Consider the following 21998-nt stretch of genomic DNA (forward strand, 5'->3'; position numbering starts at 1 on the left):
AGGGGGGCTTACCAGCCTTTAGGCAGGAACCTCACATTGCGCAAGGTTTACTTGATGGCAGGCAAGCCGCCGATGTAGCCGATGTTGGCGTCAAACTTGTCGATAGTCGCCAGTGCCTTATCCACTTCCGCATTTTTGCCAGTCGACCAGTCGCCGTGGTGTTGGCTGTTGCTCATGACGTAAGCATGACCATTCATGTCTTCCACTACTTGCAGGCCAGTGTTTTCAGCACCTGCCACTGCACTCAGCACACGGCTCAACTTTTTGGTATCGACATTGTAAGCCCAGACGAAGTTGTTGACGTGCATACCGGAATCTTCACCGATGAACAAAGTGCGCATTTTTTCAGAGAAGAAAATATTGTCGGTATTGGCAACCGTGTTGGGATCAGCGGTGTTGCCCAGCGCGTCAGCTGTGATGTCCTTACCCAGCAGGGCAGCTTCAACATACATGTTGGTCGCAACGTAGTCGGAGTTGATCGCAGCACCAGAGGTATCTTTCTGACCACCCTTCATGTCGGCACTGTACGTTGCACCCGCAGACACTTTTGCCAGCTTGATGTCGTTAACAGGCTCTTTGGCATCATCTGTCATGCTGTCACGGATAGCGGAAATCGCCACGTACAAACGCTTGTCTTTGTCGTTAACAGCGATGCCTTCCATTTTGGTGAACTCGGTGGTTGCGCCTTTGATGGCTGCGAAGCGGCGGGACTCAAGGAAAGCTGCCGCTTTTTCCTGACCAGTCTTCACCGTCAGGCACTCGTCAGCCGTAGAACCAGCACGGACACGGGTGTAACCCGTCGGGCAAGCACCTTCGGTGGGTGCAACTGCGTCGAAGAGGGTTGCAAACGTCGCTGCATCAGCCAGTGCCTTGATTTCAGCATTATTGCCACTGCCCAGCTTGACCCAGGTCAGGTTGGCCTTGCCGCCAGCGTCAGCAGAAGTTTGTGTCCATTTGGCTGCGTAGATAGTACCCGCTGACAGGTCACCAGCCTTGTCAGCCACGAACATCAGCATGAAGCCGTGCGTGCCGTCGTCCCCCATGTAAGCGGTTTTGCCGTCCGGCATGACTTTGGACATTTCCCAAGTACCACGACCCATCGCGTAGTGCTTGACGATACTGCTAGAACCATCTTCCTTGACGGTCACTTCAGGAATGATGCCGTGATTGTAAGGGTTAGCGGTCTTTTCGCTCTTGAAATAGACTTCGTTCAAGGCTTTCAGGCCAGCAGTAGTAGCCGCATAGCCGCTGGTATTCAGCGGGTTGAACTGGAGGTCATAATCTTCTTCAGAACCCAAGTGGGTATTCCAAGGGGTTTGCGAACCAAAGCAAGGAATCCACAGACCATCAACGCCAGAGAAATCCAGTGGCTTCTGGGATTTGACCGACAATTTGCCGTCAGTGCCTTGAGTGATGCCGGTCAGTAGCATGGACATCGGCATACGGCTATACCAGTTAGCAACTTTATAGGCATCCGAACCGTCAGACAGCAACCAATCGTATTCCAGATGAGAAATCAGGAACAGGTTGCTACCTACTTTCAACAGGCTGTTCGCGTCAGGGGTTTCAGCGATGACAGGTTTACCAAACGGGTCATTGATAGCTTCCATCTTGTAGTTATACAACTGACCCGCTGCGTTGGCATTGCCGCCTACTTTATCTTTTACGCCGAACAGCTTGTTGTAAGAGAGTGGAAAATCTTTGGTAGTGCCATCGGTATACGTGACCTTGGCAATGGATGAGGAATAAGACTTTGCCATATCAACCGCTGCTGTTGGTGCTGGCATACTGCTGAATTCAACAGACTTGACGGTGGAAGTAGTAGAAGTTGTTGTATCAGCCGCAGTACTGTTACCACCACCACAGCCAGCCAGCGCAGAAGCCACTGCAAACGTCAGCAGGCTGATTTTCAGGTATTTCATTGCATTATCTCCATGAATCATAGGGCGTTTATGGTGTGCAATGTAACCCCATAAGTTTTCAGTAAAGTGACGCTTATATTGTATTTTTATTAAATAGTCCCTGTGTTTGGCAAGGCGCGGATATACCCGTACACTGCCTGAAAAATAGCAATATACGCCGTGGAGCCTAACGTGAATCAGCCAACACTCAACCCCCAAGCCAATGACAGCATCCGCATCCGCGAAGCCCTGCTCGGTAGCCGGATTGATACCAAACCCTTCCGCGCGGATGAAACCCTCGCCATCAACCCGTTGACCATTGCCATCCCTGACGGGGGTTGCGTGGTGCTGTTCCGCTACGGTGTCGTGGTATTTTTTGGCATGAGCACCGCACAGGAAACCCAATTTCTGGAGCGCCTACAGCCATTGATCCAAGAGCCACACACTTCGCCAGATGACGAGTTGATCAACTTGCGCATCGACACTGCACAACTGGAAGGTGTTGATGCACAAGGCTGTTTGTGGTTACACGATATTTCAGTGCAACGCCTGCAACTGGTCGCGGAAATGCTGGCACGTAGCTCTGTCCTATCCGATGACGAAGCCCGCCTCACCAAAACCTTTGAAAAAATCGAACCCTTGGCGCAAAACCTGCGAAAACGGGGCAAAGTCGGGCAAAAAAAACAGGTGTTGCTGACTTACATTGGCGATTCCCTACTCAGCCAGCAACGCATGGTAGGCCGTGCCGAAGTCGCCGACAAACCCGATTTACTGTGGGAACGCCCGGAACTGGAAGGCTTGTACCTGCGGCTAGAAGACGAATTTGAATTGCGCGAACGCCATCTGGCGCTGGAACGCAAGCTGCAAGTTATCTCCAATACCGCCGAAACCTTGCTGGATTTATTGCAAACCCAGCAAAGCCATCGGGTGGAATGGTATATCACCATTTTGATCGTGGTTGAGATTGGCCTGACCTTGTACGAGCTGTTTTTTAAGGGACATTAGTGACTTTGCAAACTGGGCGGGTTTTCAGGTATTGCTTTTTCAACATGGCTTAATCCCGTTGATCCAGAAAGTGTGAGCACAATACCTCACGTCCTTCACCCGTCTCCAGAATAACTAAGCGGGAACCAAACGTAACGGTGACCTTGTGGCGACCAGCATCGACCAGTTTGGAGAGCTTTTCCAGCGCCCGCTCAATATGCTTACACGCGCACTGGCCTGTTTGAATGTGTGTGATGGCTGCTTGAATGTTCATAACGAACTCCTTTGAGATTATCAATTGCTCGGCATTATCTCACAAAAATGTTAAGCAATTTTTATGCCAAAAAATTTAGGGAACATCATAAAGCCATCACAGCATCCCATTCTGGCACACGCTCAAAGGCCGCATCATCAGGCGACGCTTGTGGTAATGGCTTTCCATGCGTTGCATGATGCCATCCAGAAAGCGCACGGTTTCGACGATATTCGGCCCTTTGTTAAGCATGGCGCATTCGGCACGGATGCTCATCGCGGCATCGGTGACTTCAGCGCGGGAAGGCGCACCATTTTTCGCCATGCTTTCCAGAATTTGGGTAGCCCAGATCACCGGGGTATGCGCGGCTTCACACAACCAGAGAATTTCTTCCTGCACTTCAGATAGACGCTCAAAACCCACCTCCACCGCCAGATCGCCCCGCGCAATCATCACCCCAACCTTGGGGGAACGCATCGCGGTCAACAGAATGGCAGGTAGGTTTTCAAACGCTGCCCGATTTTCGATCTTGAGGATGATGCCTGTGTCAGGAATCCCCAGCCGTTGTAAATGAGCTTGCAGATTGGCTACATCGTCGGAGGAACGCACAAAAGACAATGCCACCATGTCTACCTTGCCAGCCATAGCCTCAAGGTCGGCAATATCCTTGTCCGTCAAGGCAGGCGAATGAAACACGGTGTCGGGGAAATTGATGCCTTTTTCTGCCCGTAACTTCGCGCCACCGGGTGGGGTATGGGTAATCAGCAAGTCGATGGTGTCGCCATCACGCGCTTCCACCGTGCCACCAATCTTGCCATCATCCAGCCACACTTGCTGTCCAGTTTGTACAGCGCTGAAAGCTTCTTCCAATGTGCAGTGAATGCGGGCAGGCTGGGTTTGCACGCCCTCGGCATCACGCTCACCGGCAGTTCCCGGCTCAGCAGCACGAGTCAGAATCAGGTGGTCACCAACGTGCAGGGCAAGGGGAGGAGTCACTTCTGCCACATGGATGAGCTTGCCCTTGCCAAGTTTTTTGCCGTTGCGCTCGAACAGCAGTTCGGTATTTTCCTGTAAATAAAGAGTCTGGTCGGTCGTCACCAAACGGGCGTGCTGGTGTTTGGCGACGACCTGTAATTCGCGGTGAGCTTCACGCGCATCACGGAGCAGAATGTCATCACCCGGACGCGTATCCGCCAATACCTTGCCACTCACTTCGAGCGCCGGGAACTCCTGTTCAATCCACTCTGCACCTTCGGGAATCAGCCAGAGACGCCCCGGCATATACACATGACCAAACAGGTCACGCTTGGGCTTGAGTTTAATGACCCGCCCGACAGCCTTGATCGTGCCGGTACGCAATTTCGGCCCCGCCAGATCAAGCTGGGTTTTACAGGTTTTGCCCGTTTGGGATTCTGCTAGCCGCAAGTTGCCGAGCATTTGCTGCCAATCGTCAGACGTGTCATGGGCGCAATTGATCCGCATGACATCCATACCCGCTTCCAGTAAACCGCTGATCAGGACATGATCGTCGGCAGCTTCGGAGGGCATCGTCACCATGATGCGTACTTCACGGTGGAGCGGACGAGCACCAAACAGCGCCGTGGCTGAGCGCTCCATCAGCTCACTACTAGTAGCAACGGAAACAGGAGCAACAGGCGCAGCGGAAGGTGTTTCCCCTTTCAGGCATTGCAAGGCTGCAATCACGCTATTCAGGGTTGCCAGCGTATGCGACTCCAGTATACCCAATGAACTCAGGCCACGTTCAATAAGTGCAAGCTGTAATGCCCGCAGCTCGTGACTGCGCACCGAGAGGTAATGCAACAGGTTTTGTGCGGAAGGTTGGTGGGCTGCATCAAGCTGTTCTAACTCTGGGTATTGCGTGGCAAACGTCACTGCCTGGCTACGAATCCAGATCAGCTGTTCCAGCAACTGCTTATCATCCATGCTTATTGTCCTTTGGGTTTGCTTGTGCGGATGCTACCCCCGCCATGTTGCAGAATGATGACAAGACACCTGCCAACCATTGTCATCATTCTTTCATAATACCGCCATAAAACTTTCATCAAGAAGCTCTACGATTCGCGCAAATCCATCCCGGATTCTTTTTTCCAAGGAGCTTATTAATGAAACAACTTACTCTGGCAGTTGCATTGGGTCTGGTCACTGCTGCCGGTGTTGCGCAAGCACGCGACAACATCGAAATCGTCGGTTCTTCTACGGTATACCCGTTTTCCACCGCTGTTGCGGAACAGTTTGCCAAGAAAACGGGGATGGCTGCTCCCAAGGTTGAAGCCACCGGTACTGGCGGCGGCATGAAATTGTTCTGCTCTGGCGCTGGCATTGATACACCTGACATCAGCAACGCTTCCCGCCGCATGAAAAAGAGCGAGATGGAAACCTGCATAAAAAATGGCGTTGATACTGTCACTGAAGTCAAAATCGGCTTCGATGGTATTGCCATTGCCCAAGCTAAGGATGCAGCACCTGTCGCACTGTCACGCCGTGAACTGTATCTGGCACTGGCGAAAGATGTTCCCACCGGCCCTAATGGTGAATTGCAACCGAACACTTACACCACTTGGAAGCAAATTAACCCAGCGATGGCTGACGTGAAAATCGAAGTCATGGGCCCGCCGCCCACTTCTGGTACACGTGATGCATTGGCAGAACTGGGCATGGAAAAAGGCTGCCTGCTCTTCAAAGGTATGCCAGAACTGAAAAAGAGCGACGAGAAAGCCTTCAAAGCTGCTTGCACAACGGTACGTGAAGATGGTCATTACATCGAAGCGGGCGAAAACGACAACCTGATCGTGCAAAAGCTGCAAGCCAACCCTAATGCAGTCGGCATCTTCGGTTACAGCTTTATGGATCAGAACCGTGACAGCCTCAAAGCGGCATCCATTGATGGCGTAGACATCAGCTATGATGCCATCGCAAACGGCTCATACAAGCTATCACGCCCACTTTACTTCTACGTGAAAAACAGCCACGTTGATCAAATCAAAGGCATCAAGGAATACATGGCTGAGTTCGCCAGCGATGCAGCCTTGAACGCTGACGGCTATCTGGCTGACAAAGGCTTGGTTGCACTGCCTGCGGCGGAAAAGAGCGCTTCCATTGCCGCTGCGGCTGCACTGACGCCCGTATCGGTCAATGCCCTGAAATAATAAAATAACAATGCCAAAAATAACAATGAGCTAGTGTTAAGGGAGCAAGGATGCTCCCTTTTTTAGTGGGCAGCTAAAACATCAGTACCGGGCGTATCAGAAATCCAGATACTGCGATATTTGCGGAAGTTCTGGTTGATGGTCATTGGGAATCCCCCCTTTCTGGTAATGCGCAAGCACGGCATAACGCCCACGCAAATGGCGAATGCGCAGTTGGTCTTGCTGGCGAGCAGCCAGTTGCTCCAAATAAACAGGTACTGCCGGATCCGGGTGAACATTGAACCCATCCAGCCATTGCAACAGCAGTTTGCGGAACCATGCAGGCAGGGTTTGCTGATCAGAAAAGTCCACCACATGCAAACACCCACTGGGCTTAAGGATGCTCAAGGCATGTTCCAGCGCATCCTGCCAGCCGGGGATCATCGACAGCACATACGAAAACACGATGTGGTCAAACGGCTTATCCAGCCCAAACGCAGTGTGGTCAACCTGCCCCGCCAAACCTTGGCGCAAGCTAATCTGCTGGCTATACAAAGTATTGCGGAGATTCTCTTGCGCCGTTGCCAGCATCATCGCGGAAGCATCCATGCCGTAGAGTTTGGCATGGGGGTGACGATAGGCTAACTTGGTTAGGTTACGCCCCGTACCGCAGCCGATTTCCAGCAAGGTTTCACCCGGCTGCAACGGAATTTCCGCCAGCAGCGTGTCGCGTCCCAGCAGGTAATACTTGCGGGACAAGTCATAAACGTACCGCTGGTAACGGTACTGCTGATCCATTTTCTGTGCGGCATCCATCGTCAACCAGCCTTACGGTAGAGGTGGAAACCACCGTAGATGGCAGAACGGTCTTGCTGGAATAATTGCGCTGAGGTTTCCGCTTCGTACACAAACTGGTTGCGCAATTCAGCAGGCAAGGCAGTCTCTAGCGGCGATTCAGCAGCAGCAGTGCGGAAGATAATGCGCGTGCCCGGTTTGCCCACCCGTGCGATTTGCGTCCACAAGCGGGTCAACACCTCATCCGTCATCCAATCCTGCGCGTCGAGGAAGACGAAACGGTCGTAACTATGCAGCGCTTGCTCTTCCAAAAAGTCGATCATCGAGCCAAGGTGCGTATCGACCTTACCCAGTTGGCTGCGGATAGCCTCATAATTTTCCGCTGTCAGGTAAGCAGGAATCGCTCGCCGTTTAGCATGGTCATAGCGATGGCTAAACCCCTGCCAAGCAAAATAGTTGTCTTGAATCGGGGTATCACACGCCAGACGCTTTACCCGTTCACGGTATTGCCCGATCAGATTGCCTTGTTCCTTCATCGCCTTGTATTGCTGTGGTGGAATGCCAAGGCTGAATACTGATACTGGCAACTTACCAAGGAATTTCACCAGTTTGTTATCGAAAAACGGCGCAATGTGTTGCTTAAAAATCGCCTTCTGTTCGTACAAACTGGCAGCCGTGAGAAGCTTTTCCGGGTGGTAATTGGTGCGTCGCGCTATCCAGTGCAACAGACGCATGAAATAGCCAAAGCGCGTGTGACGGTACAGCCCGTCACGGAACATGTGGATGCGTTTTTGACCCCAGATGCTGCGCCCTTGCCAGAAAGCATCCAGCGCCGTATCCAGATGCGGGCGGATGTGCTGCTCATACTGCGCAATATTGGTTTCGCGGTCAGCGTAACCAAAGAAATCGTAAAACGCGGCATGATCCGGCAGGTGTTTCATGGCCGCCAGTTTCAGGCGTGTCAAGGACAAGTGGTACGGATTCAGGTCAATCGCGGTAATGTGCGCCGGATTTGCCGTCAGGTAATTCAGCACATTACAGCCGCCCGAAGCAATGGTCAGCACCCGGCTTTCCGAGGTCAATTGCAAAGCTTGTAAATCAACCGCTGGGTCTTCCCAAATCTGGTTGTAAATAAAGCTATTGAACCAAAAGCTGAATAAACGTTGCTGCATCCCCATCAAGGAAGTCGGGGCATGTTGATGCACAGCATCGCGCATTGCGTCGGAAATACCTGCCATGAAATTCTCTCTAACAATAACGGATTATGCGTGAAAGGCTAATGGCGAGGCATGACGGCAAAATGACGCTTGTGTGATGGTTGTGTTAATACCAAAAGTTACGCTGCTCCCCCCACATTTAACCTCCCTGAAAAATAACCGTCATTCGGTTGTCATTCTCCTTTCATAAGCTAGCGCGATACTATGAAAGGAGTGCAACCCATGACAGCCGCTATTCACTTACCACAACTCAGAGTAGAACTTGCCACCACACCGCAAGACATTTACGCATCCCAACGCCTGCGCTACGAAATCTTCGCCAAGGAACAAGGCGCACAACTGGAAAGTGCGGCGGAAGGCATCGACCGCGACCATTACGACGATTATTGCCACCACCTGCTGGTACGCCGTACCGACACCCATGCCGTGGTCGGCTCCACCCGCATCCTCACCACGCCGAATGCACGCAAAGCAGGCAGCTTTTACTCCGAAAACGAATTCGATCTGCGCGGCCTGTTCCCACAATTAAAAGGCAATGCCATTGAAATCGGGCGCACCTGCATTCACCCCGACTTCCGTAATGGCGCAGGCATCGGCATGTTATGGCTGGGGCTGGCGCAATTTATAGAAATGCACCGCGTCGATTTCCTGTTCGGGTGCGCCAGCATCAGCATGAACGACGGCGGCGCACAAGCCTCTGCCATCATGCAAGAAACCCGCGCCAACAACCTCGCCCCCGCTGAACTGCGCGTCCGCCCCCTGATGCACCTACTACCCACCGTCCCGGCCACCAAAATCAACATGCCACCCCTGCTGAAAGCCTACCTGAAACTCGGCGCATGGGTAGCGGGTGAACCCTGCCTCGACCCTGATTTCAACGTCGCCGATATTTTCATCCTGCTGGATGTCAACAAGCTCAACACCCGTTACCACCGCCATTTTGTGCAAGGTAGCCTGAAGCGCAACACCGCCAGCGACACCGGTTTATTACGGGCAGCCTAAAACCGTTAACAGTCTGTAACAATATTGTCATATTCCGCGCTTACAATCCGGGGCGCGACACATCAATCTGGTCATACAGCCCCCAATCAGGAGTTTTCATGAGTACCTTGGGTATTTTGCTAACGCTAATATTGCTAGCCGCGTTCAGTTACTACATTGGCCGCAAACGCTCGCTGGCGCTGGCCACCCCCATGCAACGCGGTGGTAATAACCTGCATTCCCTGCCCAGTTACTACGGTTATCTGGTCGTGGCATGGGCGGTTATCCCCGCCCTGTTAGTGTTTGCCTTGTGGTCAACACTGGAAAAACCACTGCTGACAGCCAGCATGATGTCCCACATACCAGCGGAATATCAGGACAAATCTGCTGACGAACATAGCCTTATCAGTAACCGTATCCTCAATCTGGTGTATAACCCCGAACGGCTGGCGACGGCTGACCCCGTGTACAAAGCAGCCGCACAAGACTACCAACAGATGCAGTCCCTGAGTAACAACATCAAAACACTGCTGGTATTGGCACTCGCCATTGCGGGAACATTCATCGGCTTGCGTCATGTCAAACCCAAAACCCGCGCCCGCAACCAAGTGGAACGGGTGGTGCAAATCATCATGATTGGCTGCGCCTCCATCGCCATTTTGACGACCGTGGGCATTGTGTTCTCCGTATTGTTTGAATCTTTCCGCTTCTTTGGGCAAGTGCCTGCCACGGACTTCCTGTTCGGAACGCATTGGAGCCCGCAAACGGCACTACGCGCTGATCAGGCAGGTAGCTCTGGTTCATTCGGGGCGATTCCACTTTTCGTGGGCACGCTGCTGATCTCGGCCATTGCCTTGCTGATTGCCGTACCGCTGGGTTTGATGTCGGCGATTTACCTCTCCGAATACGCCAGCCCGACCTTGCGTGCTTATGCCAAACCCGCCATGGAAATCCTCGCGGGTATCCCCACCGTGGTCTACGGCTTCTTTGCTGCCCTGACCGTTGCACCGTTTATCCGCAGCATGGGCGAATCATTCGGTCTGAGCGTGGCCTCGGAAAGTGCGCTGGCTGCCGGGCTGGTCATGGGTATTATGATCATTCCGTTTATGTCGTCGTTGTCGGATGACGTGATCAACGCCGTGCCACAGGCGATGCGCGATGGCTCTTACGGCATGGGTGCTACCAAGTCGGAAACCATCAAACAAGTCATCATACCCGCCGCTTTGCCCGGTATTGTTGGCGCATTCCTGTTGGCAGCTTCCCGCGCTATCGGTGAAACCATGATCGTGGTCATGGCCGCCGGGCTAGCAGCCAATATGACTATTAACCCGCTGGAAGCTGTGACCACTGTGACCGTGCAAATCGTCACCCTGCTGACCGGCGACCAAGAATTTGACAGTGCGAAAACGCTCGCGGCGTTTGCCTTAGGGTTAAGCCTGTTTGTTGTCACCTTGATTCTGAACGTGGTTGCGTTGCATATCGTGCGCAAATACCGCGAACAATACGATTAAACGGAGCACTGTCATGAGTACGACGACTGAAAAAGTGAAAGCGACCCTTGGAAAACGTTACGCGAAAGAAAAACGCTTCCGTTTTTATGGTCTGGCTTCGATTGCCTTGAGCCTTTTGTTTCTGGTGCTGTTACTGACCGATATTACGGTCAAGGGTCTTCCCGCCTTCAGCAGCACCTACATCAAGTTGGATGTGCAGTTGGATGCACCAACCTTGGGTGTCAGCACCGACGCCACACCTGAACAATTGCGCATGGCCAATTACAATACCGCTGTCTTGAACAGCTTGAATACGCTGCTCCCCGGTGTAACCGATCGTAAAGAGAAAAAAGCCCTCAAGGGCTTGGTGAGTGGCGATGCGCAATACGAATTGCAACGCATGGTCATGGACAACCCGCAATTGATCGGCACGACACAATCCGTCTGGGTGTTGGCGGATGATGATATTGACGTGTATTACAAAGGCAATATCGACCGCACCGCACCGGAAGCCGACCGCCGCATTAAAGATTTCCAGTTGGCATGGCTGGATAAGCTCGAAGCAGAAGGACGGATTGACAGTCAATTCAATACTACCTTCTTCACCCGTGGCGACTCGCGTGAACCGGAACAAGCGGGTATTTTGAGTGCCTTGGTAGGCTCTTTCTACACCTTGCTGGTCACACTTTCCCTGTCCTTCCCGATTGGGGTGGCGGCGGCGTTGTATCTGGAAGAGTTTGCGCCCAAGAATAATTTTTGGGTGGATTTGATTGAGGTGAACATCAATAACCTCGCCGCCGTGCCATCCATCGTGTTTGGTTTGCTGGGTCTGGCGGTGTTTATCCAACTGTTTGGTTTGCCGCGTTCTGCCCCGTTGATAGGGGGGCTGGTACTGACCTTGATGACCTTGCCGACGATTATTATTGCAGCACGGGCTGCGTTACGCGCCGTGCCTCCTTCGATCCGTGAGGGTGCGTTGGGTATTGGTGCATCCAAAACCCAAACGGTGTTTCAGAACGTTTTACCGTTGGCGATGCCAGGCATCCTGACTGGCACCATCATTGGTATGGCGCAAGCCTTGGGGGAAACCGCCCCGCTGCTGATGATCGGCATGATCGCCTTCATTATGGATGTACCTGACAGTGTGACCTCACCTTCCACCGTATTACCCGTACAAATCTATTTGTGGGCGGACAGCCCGGAACGCGCCTTCACTGAGCGGACGTCTGCCGCGATTATGGTGTTACTCACGTTCTTGGTGTCGATGAACTTGATTGCCGTCATACTGCGTAAACGCTTTGAGCGGCGCTGGTGAGTTGCGTTAATGCGCCTTGTTACGTATGACATTTACCCAAATTCCCTTAACCTTTTGACGATAAGGTGAACTCGATGATGGAAGCAACCCTTGATATGACAGCAGTAGCCAACGTAAATACCGCCACCAGCGGTGGACGTGAAGAATTTTCCCATACCATCAGCGGCACGATTGGCAAGCCGTATCTGGATGGCAAAGATGCGAAATTCTTTTGCCGGGATGTGAACGTGTTTTACTCCGGCGACAAGCAAGCCATTTTTGATGTGAATATGGACATTGGGCGCAACGAAGTCATTGCTATGATCGGCCCTTCCGGCTGCGGCAAATCCACCTTCCTGCGCTGCATGAACCGCATGAATGACACCATCGCCGGTTGCCGCGTGACGGGCAATATCAAGCTCGACGGGGAAGATATTCACGACAAGGAACAAGACCCGGTATTGCTCCGCGCCCGTGTCGGCATGGTGTTCCAAAAGCCTAACCCCTTCCCCAAATCCATTTACGACAACGTTGCGTATGGCCCGCGCCTGCATGGCCTGGCAGCTAACCGCGCCGAGCTGGATGATATTGTGGAACAAAGCCTCACCAAAGCCGGTTTGTTCAAGGAAGTGAAAGACCGTTTGCAATCACCCGGCACCGGGCTTTCTGGTGGCCAACAACAACGGCTGTGTATTGCGCGTACCATCGCGGTCAGCCCGGAAGTCATCCTGATGGATGAACCCACCTCCGCCCTTGACCCGATTGCGACCGCTACGATTGAAGAATTGATTGACGAATTACGTGCAAGCTTTACCATTTGCATCGTCACCCACTCCATGCAACAGGCGGCGCGGATTTCACAACGTACCGCCTACTTCCACATGGGTTATCTGGTTGAATTGAATGACACCAAAACGGTCTTCACCAACCCGCAACACCAATTAACTGAAAATTACATAACAGGGCGCTTCGGATGAATACGACACAACACACTTCCCAAAAATATAACCACGAGCTGGAAGAAGCTCGCAGCAAGCTGATGACCATGGGTGGTCTGGTGGAAACGCAGGTCACCAATGCCATCAAAGCCTTGTTGGAACGCGACAGCTCCTTAGGTGAAAAAGTCTCGTTTTCCGATTACGAAATCAACTCGATGGAAGTCGCGATTGACGAACACTGCGCCGAAATTATTGCGCGTCGTCAACCGGCTGCCAGTGACTTGCGCTTGCTGATCACCATCATCAAAGTCATTACCGACCTTGAACGCATTGGTGATGAGGCCGAAAAAGTCGGGCGTTATGCGGTCGAAATGGCTGAAACCCCTACTTACGGTGGCTTGCACAGCTCCCTGCGTCACTTAAGCGGACACGTAAAAACCATGTTGAGCGAAACACTGGATGCCTTAGCACGTCTGGATGTTGAACAAGCCATGCAAGTGGTCAAAAACGACCAACAAGTCGATGATGAATTCGACTCCATTACCCGCCAGCTCTACACCCGGATGCTGGAAGACCCCCGCAATATCAAAGACAGCCTGAACGTGACGTGGTGCGCCCGCTCCTTGGAACGCATTGGCGACCATTGCAAAAACATCTGCGAATACGTGATTTATCTGGTAAAAGGCAAAGATGTACGCCATACCAATCTCGACAAAATACGTGAAACCATCCTCGGTGAGTAAGTTGGTTTCATGAAAAAACACATCCTGTGTATCGAGGATGAAGCGGCTATCCGTGCCATGATCCGCTTCTCACTGGAGCGGGAAGGCTATGCCGTCATGGAAGCGCCCGATGCCCGTGCTGCCCGCGATCTGGCAGCAAACCAGTTACCCGACCTGATGTTGGTGGACTGGATGCTGCCGGATTTGTCTGGCCCTGAACTGATTCGCCGTTTCCGCCGTGATCCATTAACCCGCGACATCCCCATCATCATGCTCACCGCTAAAAGCGAAGAGGATGACATGATCCACGGGCTGGACGCGGGTGCGGATGATTACCTCGTCAAGCCCGTCTCACTCAAAGCCCTGAGTGCGCGGATCAAAGCACTGTTGCGCCGCACCGATGGCTTTGACGAACAGCGCATCATTAACGCCGGACGCTTGCAACTCAATCAGGATGCGCACCAGTTGCGCATTGACGGCACACCCGTGCATGTGGGAACGACCGAATACCGTTTGCTGGAATTTTTCATGCAGCACCCGGAAAAGGTCTATTCCCGCGCCCAATTACTCGACTTCGTGTGGGGGCAAAACACGTACATCGAAGAACGTACCGTGGATGTGCATGTATTACGCTTGCGCAAAACCTTGAAGACCTACGCGACGGAACACGTTATCCAAACGGTACGTGGCGCGGGTTACTTGTTCAGTGCAGCCGAAACGACAGGTGAGTAATGGTTGTTGATTATTGGAGTGTCGAGCGTTACCGCTTTGGCTTAGTGATTGGCTGTGGGGCGCTGGTGGCGTGGTTTACCCCTTACCCGTTACCGATTATGGTGTTTGTCCTGCTCAGCTATATCGGCTGGATGTTGCACAAACTGCACCAATTACAGCGCTGGCTTACCAATGGACAAAAGCCTGAAGAAATGCCCGACAGCGATGGTGCTTGGGAACAAATCGCTTACCTGTTCCACAAATCCCAACAAAAAAGCCAGGAGCGCAAACGCAAACAACAGGAACTGCTGACGCGCTTTGATAATGTCCTGTCCGCCTTGCCGGATGCGGCGATTTTGCTGGATGCCGAGAACCACATCCAATGGGCAAATAAATCAGCGGCAAAGTTATTGGGTATCATCGACAATAACGACAGGGGAAAGCGCATTGATACCTTGTTGCGCAACCCCGATTTACACAAGCTGCTGGAAGAAAATAGCGAACGCAAGGTGACATTCCCCTCGCCACGCAACAGCAACCTGACCTTACGGGCAAGATTACTACCCTTGCAAGGTGGTTCACGGGTCTTGAGCGTGCGCAATATCAGCGAAGGGGTGCAATTGCAGAAAACCCGCAAAGCCTTCATTGCCAACGCATCCCACGAATTGCGCACCCCGTTGACGGTGCTGACTGGCTATATGGAGCTGTTTGAGCAAGACCCGGCATTGCCAGAATACTTGCTAGCCCCGTTACAGCAATCCCGCGAACAAGCCGCACGGATGCAACAAATCATCAGCGACATGTTGGCACTTTCACGGCTGGAAAGCCAAGAAACCACGCCACTGATGGGCAACCGTGTCGATATGCCCGCCATGTTGGAAAGCAGCATCCAAGCTATCAGCGATACGCTGGCAGCCGACACCCATAGTCTGGAAGTGCAGATAGAACCTGACCTGTGCATCTGCGGCTCGGAAAAAGACATCAACAGCGTCATTACCAACCTGCTAGCAAATTCGGTCAAGCATACCCCACCCGGCACGACTATCCGCATCCAGTGGCACAGCGAAGCGGATGGGCAAGCCTGTTTCAGCGTAGAAGATAATGGCCCCGGTATCCCTGAAAAGCATTTACCGCATCTAACCGAACGCTTTTACCGCGTCGATGAAGGGCGTTCGCGTGCCAGTGGCGGCACAGGGTTGGGCTTAGCGATTGTGAAGCACGTCATGCAATGGCATAACGGCACCTTGAAGATTGCAAGCAAACCCGGATGCACCAGCTTCCGGGCTTACTTTCCAGCCAAGCGGGTCTTGGATTAAACGAAAATCCCGCGCAACAAATAGAAGAATATCACCGACAGCAATGCCCCGGCGGGTAGCGTTACCACCCACGACATAAAGATACCGCCAACGACACGCAGATCAATGGCGGCAATCCCACGCGCAAAGCCGACACCCAGAATCGCGCCCACCAAGGTATGCGTAGTCGAAACCGGAATCCCCGTATACGATGCCATCACCACCGTCATCGCTGTGGAGATTTCCGCCGAAAAACCACGGGTAGGCGTCAATTCAGTAATTTTGTTGCCAACTGTCTGGATGACCTTATAACCATAAGTCCCCAAACCGACCACGATACCAACAGCACCCACCAGTAAAACCCAAGAAGGGACACTGGACTTTGCCGCCATGACACCACTTTTCGCCACATCAATCACCGCAGCCATTGGCCCTACCGCATTCGCCACATCGTTGGAGCCATGGGCAAACGCCATAGCAGATGCCGTGAAAATCATCATCACCGCAAAAATCTTTTCCACGTTGGCGAAATGGGAGCGTCTATCCACTTTCTCATCAAACTTCACCCGGCTAATCAGCCAGCGCCCCAGCAAGGCAATCATGATGCCGACCGCCACCGACAGCACCAGATCCATGCCTCCATCCAGATGCAGGCCAACGTGCTTCAGCCCTTTTTTGATCGTCAATAATGACAGTACGAAACCCACCATAAACAGGTAAAACGGCCCGTACTTGATGGCATTCTGAAGCGGGCTTTTGGTATTCAGCACCAGTTTCTGGAGACTCATAAAAATCAGGAAAGCCAACACCCCGGAAATCATCGGTGAAAACACCCAACTGATGGCTGTCGTACCGACCGTACCCCAATTAACCGCATCCACACCCACGCCTACCGCCGCAAAGCCAACCACAGCCCCCACAATGCTGTGCGTGGTCGACACCGGCCAGCCGCGCAAACTAGCCACTAATAGCCATGTTCCGGCCGCCAACAGTGAGCCTAACATGCCCCACACCAACACTTCCGGGTTGGCACTAAAGGCATCCATATCCACCAAGCCATTACGGATGGTTTCTGTCACCTGCCCACCCGCAAGGTATGCACCCGCGAATTCAAAAATAGCCGCAATGATCAGCGCCTGTTTGATCGTAATGGATTTGGAGCCAACCGAAGTCGCCATCGCATTGGCAACGTCATTTGCACCAATCCCCCATGCCATGAAAACGCCAAAAATCGCCGCGAGGGCGATATAAATCGTCGTCGTATCAGTCAAAAATTCCATCAGAAATCCCCTGTTAACGTGCCAGCATCAGTTGTAAACGGCTACCCACACGTTGGGCATCATCGGCGACTCTACCCATCCACTCAATCAAGCGGTAGGTAAACATCACATCAGTCGGGCGTAAGCTGTCTTCCAGCGTAAACAGGATTTTGCGCAGCTCAACCTGACACTCATCGGTTTGACGTTCAATCCGGCTCAATTCCTTGAGCATTTCTTCCACATGATCGACTTCCATGCCTCGGAAACCTGTTTCGAGCAACTCATCCAGTTCATTGATGATTTCCAATGCCTGCTTGACTGAAGCGACACAGCGTTGGGTGTATTTTAGGAAAATCTCTTGCATGTTTTCTGGCAAACGCATTTTGCGCCCGACCACCATCCCCGCAATATCCTTGGCTTGATTGATGATTTGATCTTGCATCCACAGCACATCCAGCAAATCACGACGATCGACTGGCATGAAAAATCCGCGCGGCAAGTTATGGCGTAAATCCTTTTTCATATCATCCGCGAGATGTTCGCTATCCACAATAGCTTGATGCGCAGCGGTAATTTTTTGCTCATCATCGCTATTCATCCCTTCAGCCAGTATGATTAAATGTTTGATTCCCTTGTAAACACAATACATGTGCTCTTGAAGGGGACGTATCGGCGATTTGCCGAACAATCCTGCGATATGGTTTTTAGGCATGACACTTACCTTTCCAAAGCTAGAAAAAACGCGGATAGTATGAAGAGCTTGCTAGCTGAATCAAAGCTAAATATTAAGGTTATGTTAAAATTCTAGCGTCATCTTTTCAGCATCCACCCGCAAAAAACTGCCTTTATCTTCATGCCAATCCCCTAGCACTACCCGTTGCAGCATTTTGCCATCCAGCGCCACATCGTGTACCGCTGGGCGATGCGTATGCCCGTGGATGATGCGAGAAACGCCCGTCTGTTGGAAAACTGCCTCCACCGCCTGCTGATTCACGTCCAGAATCGCTGCCGCCTTGCCCTGCATACTCTCGCGGCTTTGCGCCCGCATCGCCTCCGCCTGACGGATACGCGCTTCCAGCGGTAAGGCCAGAAATTGCTGCTGCCATGGCGGATTGCGGAACAATTTGCGCACTTGCTGGTATTCCACATCATCGGTACACAAGGTATCACCGTGTAATAACAGGGTCGGGGTGCCGTATAAATCCATCAGGTGCTGTTCGGGTAACAAGATGCAGCCCGTTGCTGCCGCAAACTGCTCCCCTACCAGAAAATCGCGGTTGCCGTGCATGAAATACAGCGCGACTCCGCTATCAACCAGCTCGCGCAACTCCGCGACAACCGGCAAAAAACCAGCCGCAGCGGGGCTATCCAACGCATCATCCCCCACCCAGTACTCGAACAGATCCCCCAGAATATAGAGTGCATCTGCCCTACCCTTGAGCTGTTGCAGAAATGTTATCAGCAAGCGAATGATGGCAGGGCGGGAGGTATCAAGATGTAAATCAGCAATAAACCAGCTAACCATAAGCACTCTTTATTTATAAATCGACTTTTTTGTCGCAAATTAAAAAACAAATCTAATAGAACGTTGACCTGCTGCACAGAGTCTAATAAGTTATCCTAACTTTAAACTACCTAGAACTGACATAACATGACATATTGTGTAGGCGTTTCTCTTGATGCAGGACTTGTCCTGACATCCGACTCCCGTACCAATGCGGGTATTGATAATGTCAGTACCTACAGCAAGATGTACCAATGTGAAACGACACCTGATCGTTTCCTGGTTATTCTGAGTGCGGGCAACCTCGCCACCACCCAGGCCGTGATCCAGCAGGTCAAGCGTGATGTTCACGAGGGCAAGCCCAGAAATATTAACAACATGGCTTATCTCGCCGATGTTGCGGATTACTTGGGTGAAATTCTGGTCAATCTCATTCGTAAACATAATGAGCAAGGCGGTTTTATTGCCGATGCCACTTTGGTTTTGGGTGGACAAATCAAAGGGCGCGAACCAAACCTTTACATGATTTATCCGCAGGGAAATTACATCACGTCTTCCAGTGAGACACCCTACCTGCAAATTGGCGAAAGCAAATACGGTAAACCAGTGCTCGACCGTTTCATTACCCGTGACGCCTCGCTGGAAGATGCCGCCATCTGCTCGCTGATTTCCATGGACTCCACCATGAAAAGTAACGCCAGCGTAGGGCCACCGATTGAAGTGCTGATCTACAAACGCGATCAGTTCACCACGCCCAAACATTACAAGTTTGATGCCGAAGACCCTTATCTACTGGCTATTCGTCAGGAATGGGCACATCACTTGAATCAAGCATTCCGCTCCATGCCACGTCTGGAAGAAAGTCAGGCGCAGCCGAACAGCTACTTACGCGCTCTCTGAACCCGCCACTAATTGGTGGATGAAACGCAGCTTCACAATCACCTGTCGAGACAGGCTGAAGGGGTAGGGGTCGCGCTGCCCCATGCTGCGGTTCAGGGCATTCATCATCAGCGTCAGTTGCCGCCACTCCCCCATCAACAGGTGGAAGTCGCGGGAATGCGACGTGCTCCGATGGATCACCTCAAAGTCTGTGGCGGTTTCCAGCGTATCCATGATATGCAGGTAATGCGCCCAGGTTTCCGCCCAATCCTCCCACGGGTGGGCGCTGGCATAAGCACTGATATGGCGCTTCTCCCAATTGGGAACGGGGCCGTAAGCGTAATAGTTATCCATTGACTCACGGTAGTTTTCCTCGCCCCCGAACATGTGCCGAAAGCGCGGATACCACACCGAATCCCGTATCAGCTTATCCCAATAATAATGCCCGATTTCGTGGCGCATATGCCCCAGTACAGTACGGTAGCTTTCGTTCATCTGCTCGCGTGTTTTCACCCTATAGGCATCATCCGCCTCGGAAACATGCAAAGTAATCAAGCCATTATGATGCCCGGTATACACCACTCTTTTTTTCACCAAAGGATTGGTGCGCTGATCCTCCAGAAAATCAAACGCCAAGCCTGAGTCTGGGTCTTGCTCCCGGCTCACCACCGGCAAGCCCAACATAATGAAGGAATACACCAAACGCCGTTTAGCATATTCCAGCACTTTCCAGCGTTGAACGTTGATGGGGATATTTTGCTGGGGAACGGTACGCGTCAAACGGCAAGAGCGGCATTGTTCGTGATCATCGTCCTCAGCCACCATCCAGTTACAGCCCACAGGATGATTACGGAGTGCACAAGCACGCAGCGTGGGATCTTCGTTCAACACCACCATTGTCAAGGTTTCGGGGTTAAACCCTAGCAGGCTATGGCAAGAGGAGCACTTACTGTCCTCGAAAAAAACTTCATGCCCGCAGACACAGTGGAAACGCCTCATGAGTTCCCCACCTTATCCAACTCAACCCGGACAACTTCCACCTGTTCACCATCTGTCACCAGTAGCCATGCGGCAAGGTTTTGCAGCGCGGCAATCTCCGGCAATTGCAGATAACCCTGCACTTGCTCAAGCCCCTCCTGCTTTTTGGCTAACCAACCCGCTTCCTTTGCGTCGCGGTTGGAAAGCAGTTGCAAGGCACGCACCATTTCATCCACCAACGGCTGCATATCGGCGTACAGCGCCAGCTTTTCCACCGCCAGCCGCAGCGTATGGTTGGGAATACTCATCTGGTTACGGCGCTCCAGTTCCACCTTGAAATAATGGAAGTAGAATTCGCGAATCGCGTAATTGGGGATGACAAAAGTTTCCCCCGCCAGCGTTTTGCGGTACAGAGTAATAAACCCCATATACGCCAACAGGCTGATAAAATCGTCACGGTCAAAACCTTTGTCAAACTCGAATTTGCGGCGTTGTTGGGCGGTCACTTCTTCGGTGTTGATTAGCTCATCCAGCACCGCAAAATTGGTGTCGCGGTTGCCAATGCTGAACATGCCCATGATTTTGCCGTAATCCGAGGCGATGTTTTCATCCATCATCGGATCGGGGTATTCACAGCGGCGCAGGTCGAAATTCTTGGCAAAATACAACACCATATTGGCATTGTAGACCGTTTCCGATGCCTTGAGGTTGAAGCGGTAGCCGTTGTACCAACGGGTCACATCAGCCAGCAGTTGTTCCAACTCCACCGAACAAGTATCCACTAACGGCTGCAACAGACGGGCAACTTCTGCCTTGGTGAAACCAATGGCTTCGTTGAAATCTTCGTGCAATGACAGGTTTTGCCCAATATTGAACCCGCTGGTCATACTATCAAGCATGATGGGGGTAACGCCCGTGACAAACAGGCGGTCGAGGGTGCCGCGTTGCGTAGCCGTTTTGAGGGTTTCGTAAAAGCTACGCACGAAGCCACCTTTGCCCATGATGCGCAGAAATAGCTTCATGTCTGCTGCTAAAATGCTATTGGCAAAGTGGTCGTATTCGTCGATCAACAGCAGAAATTTGTGTTCACCCAATAACTCCACGAATTGCTGCATTTTGTCGGCGGGAGTTACCTTTTCCCGAATAGCGTCCTGATAACTGTCAGGGTAAGCATAGCGGCGCAAAAACGTTTGCAAGTGCATATCGACCTTGCTGGTAAACCGCTGCAAAACAGCATCATGCCCTGCATCGGTATCAATACCGCTAAAGTCCATGAACAGCACTTGATAGCTGCTACGCAGTGGTGCTGGCTGTTGCCCGATGTACAGCTTGCCAAACAACGCATCGAACTCGTGCTGATACGCCACATCGTAATAATATTCCAGCATGGACAAGAACAGGCTTTTGCCAAAACGACGCGGGCGCAGCAGAAACAGATGGCTGCCTGCTGCTTCCAACTGGGGAATGTAATCAGTCTTGTCGAGGTAGACAAAACCTTCGGTGATGACTTTCTTGAAATTGCTTTCGCCGTAGGGGATTTTCATGCTGCGACTATCCTTCGGAGTGATGGGAACAGTTTAGCATAATGGCGTGAGTGCGAGACTGGCTTGCAGGGCTGCGATGCTTCCCAGCACCCCTCCTTTGCAAAAGG

General features: G+C 52.1%; 20 protein-coding genes. 10 read left to right on the forward strand and 10 right to left on the reverse strand.

Annotated features, from left to right (window positions below; all coding sequences use genetic code 11):
* Positions 1-47: 47 nt before the first annotated feature.
* A complete protein-coding gene (locus J9253_RS08865; RefSeq protein ID WP_210224235.1) occupies positions 48-1922 on the reverse strand; it encodes a PhoX family protein in 1875 nt (624 codons plus the stop codon).
* Between the two features lie 171 nt (positions 1923-2093).
* On the opposite strand from J9253_RS08865, the gene J9253_RS08870 reads away from it, so the two are divergent.
* Positions 2094-2906, forward strand: a complete 813-nt coding sequence (locus tag J9253_RS08870; protein WP_210224236.1) for an RMD1 family protein — start codon at positions 2094-2096, stop codon at positions 2904-2906.
* Positions 2907-2955: 49 nt separating this feature from the next.
* On the opposite strand, the gene J9253_RS08875 is transcribed toward J9253_RS08870, so the two are convergent.
* Entirely contained in the window at positions 2956-3159 is a 204-nt protein-coding gene (locus J9253_RS08875; RefSeq protein WP_210224237.1) for a hypothetical protein, read from the reverse strand.
* A gap of 96 nt (positions 3160-3255) precedes the next feature.
* Positions 3256-5082: a pyruvate kinase gene (locus tag J9253_RS08880; RefSeq protein WP_210224238.1), complete on the reverse strand. Its 1827-nt coding sequence runs from the start codon at positions 5080-5082 to the stop codon at positions 3256-3258.
* 179 nt (positions 5083-5261) lie between these two features.
* Here J9253_RS08880 and J9253_RS08885 point away from each other — a divergent pair, with 179 nt between their 5' ends.
* Positions 5262-6305 carry a substrate-binding domain-containing protein gene (locus tag J9253_RS08885; RefSeq protein WP_210224239.1) on the forward strand — a complete coding sequence of 348 codons (1044 nt, stop codon included), beginning with the start codon at positions 5262-5264 and terminating at the stop codon, positions 6303-6305.
* A gap of 96 nt (positions 6306-6401) precedes the next feature.
* Here the strand turns inward: J9253_RS08885 and J9253_RS08890 are convergent, their stop codons facing one another.
* Both J9253_RS08890 and J9253_RS08895 read right to left on the reverse strand, forming a co-directional pair.
* Entirely contained in the window at positions 6402-7100 is a 699-nt protein-coding gene (locus J9253_RS08890) for a class I SAM-dependent methyltransferase (RefSeq protein WP_210224240.1), read from the reverse strand.
* 2 nt (positions 7101-7102) lie between these two features.
* A complete protein-coding gene (locus J9253_RS08895) occupies positions 7103-8317 on the reverse strand; it encodes a DUF3419 family protein (RefSeq protein ID WP_210224241.1) in 1215 nt (404 codons plus the stop codon).
* A 201-nt stretch (positions 8318-8518) separates the two neighbouring features.
* Between J9253_RS08895 and J9253_RS08900 the strand changes: the two genes are divergently transcribed.
* From J9253_RS08900 to phoR, 7 genes are all read left to right on the forward strand, one after another.
* The gene (locus J9253_RS08900; protein ID WP_228291551.1) at positions 8519-9298 is read left to right on the forward strand and encodes a GNAT family N-acetyltransferase; all 780 of its coding nucleotides are present in this window, start codon (positions 8519-8521) and stop codon (positions 9296-9298) included.
* 98 nt (positions 9299-9396) lie between these two features.
* The gene (gene pstC, locus J9253_RS08905) at positions 9397-10788 is read left to right on the forward strand and encodes a phosphate ABC transporter permease subunit PstC (RefSeq protein WP_210224243.1); all 1392 of its coding nucleotides are present in this window, start codon (positions 9397-9399) and stop codon (positions 10786-10788) included.
* 13 nt (positions 10789-10801) lie between these two features.
* Positions 10802-12082, forward strand: coding sequence for a phosphate ABC transporter permease PstA (pstA, locus tag J9253_RS08910; protein ID WP_210224244.1), 1281 nt, complete (start codon positions 10802-10804; stop codon positions 12080-12082).
* 74 nt (positions 12083-12156) lie between these two features.
* A complete protein-coding gene (pstB, locus tag J9253_RS08915; protein WP_228291552.1) occupies positions 12157-13038 on the forward strand; it encodes a phosphate ABC transporter ATP-binding protein PstB in 882 nt (293 codons plus the stop codon).
* Positions 13035-13742: a phosphate signaling complex protein PhoU gene (phoU, locus tag J9253_RS08920; RefSeq protein WP_028490177.1), complete on the forward strand. Its 708-nt coding sequence runs from the start codon at positions 13035-13037 to the stop codon at positions 13740-13742. The genes pstB and phoU overlap by 4 nt, the downstream gene beginning before the upstream one ends.
* 9 nt (positions 13743-13751) lie before the next feature.
* Positions 13752-14453: a phosphate regulon transcriptional regulator PhoB gene (phoB, locus tag J9253_RS08925; protein ID WP_210224245.1), complete on the forward strand. Its 702-nt coding sequence runs from the start codon at positions 13752-13754 to the stop codon at positions 14451-14453.
* Positions 14453-15748 carry a phosphate regulon sensor histidine kinase PhoR gene (gene phoR / locus J9253_RS08930; RefSeq protein WP_210224246.1) on the forward strand — a complete coding sequence of 432 codons (1296 nt, stop codon included), beginning with the start codon at positions 14453-14455 and terminating at the stop codon, positions 15746-15748. Before phoB ends, phoR begins: the two co-directional genes overlap by 1 nt.
* Here the strand turns inward: phoR and J9253_RS08935 are convergent.
* The 3 genes from J9253_RS08935 to J9253_RS08945 form a co-directional block, all read right to left on the reverse strand.
* Positions 15745-17007 carry an inorganic phosphate transporter gene (locus J9253_RS08935; RefSeq protein ID WP_210224247.1) on the reverse strand — a complete coding sequence of 421 codons (1263 nt, stop codon included), beginning with the start codon at positions 17005-17007 and terminating at the stop codon, positions 15745-15747. The genes phoR and J9253_RS08935 overlap by 4 nt on opposite strands.
* 13 nt (positions 17008-17020) lie before the next feature.
* On the reverse strand, positions 17021-17698 hold the full coding sequence (locus tag J9253_RS08940; protein ID WP_210224248.1) for a TIGR00153 family protein: 678 nt from the start codon (positions 17696-17698) through the stop codon (positions 17021-17023).
* Between the two features lie 84 nt (positions 17699-17782).
* Positions 17783-18511, reverse strand: coding sequence for a UDP-2,3-diacylglucosamine diphosphatase (locus J9253_RS08945; RefSeq protein WP_210224249.1), 729 nt, complete (start codon positions 18509-18511; stop codon positions 17783-17785).
* Between the two features lie 126 nt (positions 18512-18637).
* Here J9253_RS08945 and J9253_RS08950 point away from each other — a divergent pair, with 126 nt between their 5' ends.
* Positions 18638-19390 carry a proteasome-type protease gene (locus J9253_RS08950; protein ID WP_210224250.1) on the forward strand — a complete coding sequence of 251 codons (753 nt, stop codon included), beginning with the start codon at positions 18638-18640 and terminating at the stop codon, positions 19388-19390.
* On the opposite strand, the gene J9253_RS08955 is transcribed toward J9253_RS08950, so the two are convergent.
* Positions 19376-20368, reverse strand: coding sequence for a zinc-binding metallopeptidase family protein (locus tag J9253_RS08955; protein ID WP_210224251.1), 993 nt, complete (start codon positions 20366-20368; stop codon positions 19376-19378). The genes J9253_RS08950 and J9253_RS08955 overlap by 15 nt on opposite strands.
* Positions 20365-21891, reverse strand: coding sequence for an AAA family ATPase (locus J9253_RS08960; protein WP_210224252.1), 1527 nt, complete (start codon positions 21889-21891; stop codon positions 20365-20367). Before J9253_RS08960 ends, J9253_RS08955 begins: the two co-directional genes overlap by 4 nt.
* Positions 21892-21998 lie beyond the last annotated feature (107 nt).

This window comes from Thiothrix litoralis, assembly GCF_017901135.1.
GTDB classification, from domain to species: Bacteria; Pseudomonadota; Gammaproteobacteria; order Thiotrichales; family Thiotrichaceae; genus Thiothrix; species Thiothrix litoralis.

Excerpts from the sequence above, each read along its gene's own strand:
- J9253_RS08865 (WP_210224235.1), bottom strand. The coding sequence starts at position 1,922 with ATGAAATACCTGAAAATCAGCCTGCTGACGTTTGCAGTGGCTTCTGCG.
- J9253_RS08875 (WP_210224237.1), bottom strand. The coding sequence starts at position 3,159 with ATGAACATTCAAGCAGCCATCACACACATTCAAACAGGCCAGTGCGCG.
- J9253_RS08880 (WP_210224238.1), bottom strand. The coding sequence starts at position 5,082 with ATGGATGATAAGCAGTTGCTGGAACAGCTGATCTGGATTCGTAGCCAG.
- J9253_RS08885 (WP_210224239.1), top strand. The coding sequence starts at position 5,262 with ATGAAACAACTTACTCTGGCAGTTGCATTGGGTCTGGTCACTGCTGCC.
- J9253_RS08890 (WP_210224240.1), bottom strand. The coding sequence starts at position 7,100 with ATGGATGCCGCACAGAAAATGGATCAGCAGTACCGTTACCAGCGGTAC.
- J9253_RS08895 (WP_210224241.1), bottom strand. The coding sequence starts at position 8,317 with ATGGCAGGTATTTCCGACGCAATGCGCGATGCTGTGCATCAACATGCC.
- J9253_RS08900 (WP_228291551.1), top strand. The coding sequence starts at position 8,519 with ATGACAGCCGCTATTCACTTACCACAACTCAGAGTAGAACTTGCCACC.
- pstC (WP_210224243.1), top strand. The coding sequence starts at position 9,397 with ATGAGTACCTTGGGTATTTTGCTAACGCTAATATTGCTAGCCGCGTTC.
- pstA (WP_210224244.1), top strand. The coding sequence starts at position 10,802 with ATGAGTACGACGACTGAAAAAGTGAAAGCGACCCTTGGAAAACGTTAC.
- pstB (WP_228291552.1), top strand. The coding sequence starts at position 12,157 with ATGATGGAAGCAACCCTTGATATGACAGCAGTAGCCAACGTAAATACC.
- phoU (WP_028490177.1), top strand. The coding sequence starts at position 13,035 with ATGAATACGACACAACACACTTCCCAAAAATATAACCACGAGCTGGAA.
- phoB (WP_210224245.1), top strand. The coding sequence starts at position 13,752 with ATGAAAAAACACATCCTGTGTATCGAGGATGAAGCGGCTATCCGTGCC.
- phoR (WP_210224246.1), top strand. The coding sequence starts at position 14,453 with ATGGTTGTTGATTATTGGAGTGTCGAGCGTTACCGCTTTGGCTTAGTG.
- J9253_RS08935 (WP_210224247.1), bottom strand. The coding sequence starts at position 17,007 with ATGGAATTTTTGACTGATACGACGACGATTTATATCGCCCTCGCGGCG.
- J9253_RS08940 (WP_210224248.1), bottom strand. The coding sequence starts at position 17,698 with ATGCCTAAAAACCATATCGCAGGATTGTTCGGCAAATCGCCGATACGT.
- J9253_RS08945 (WP_210224249.1), bottom strand. The coding sequence starts at position 18,511 with ATGGTTAGCTGGTTTATTGCTGATTTACATCTTGATACCTCCCGCCCT.
- J9253_RS08950 (WP_210224250.1), top strand. The coding sequence starts at position 18,638 with ATGACATATTGTGTAGGCGTTTCTCTTGATGCAGGACTTGTCCTGACA.
- J9253_RS08955 (WP_210224251.1), bottom strand. The coding sequence starts at position 20,368 with ATGAGGCGTTTCCACTGTGTCTGCGGGCATGAAGTTTTTTTCGAGGAC.
- J9253_RS08960 (WP_210224252.1), bottom strand. The coding sequence starts at position 21,891 with ATGAAAATCCCCTACGGCGAAAGCAATTTCAAGAAAGTCATCACCGAA.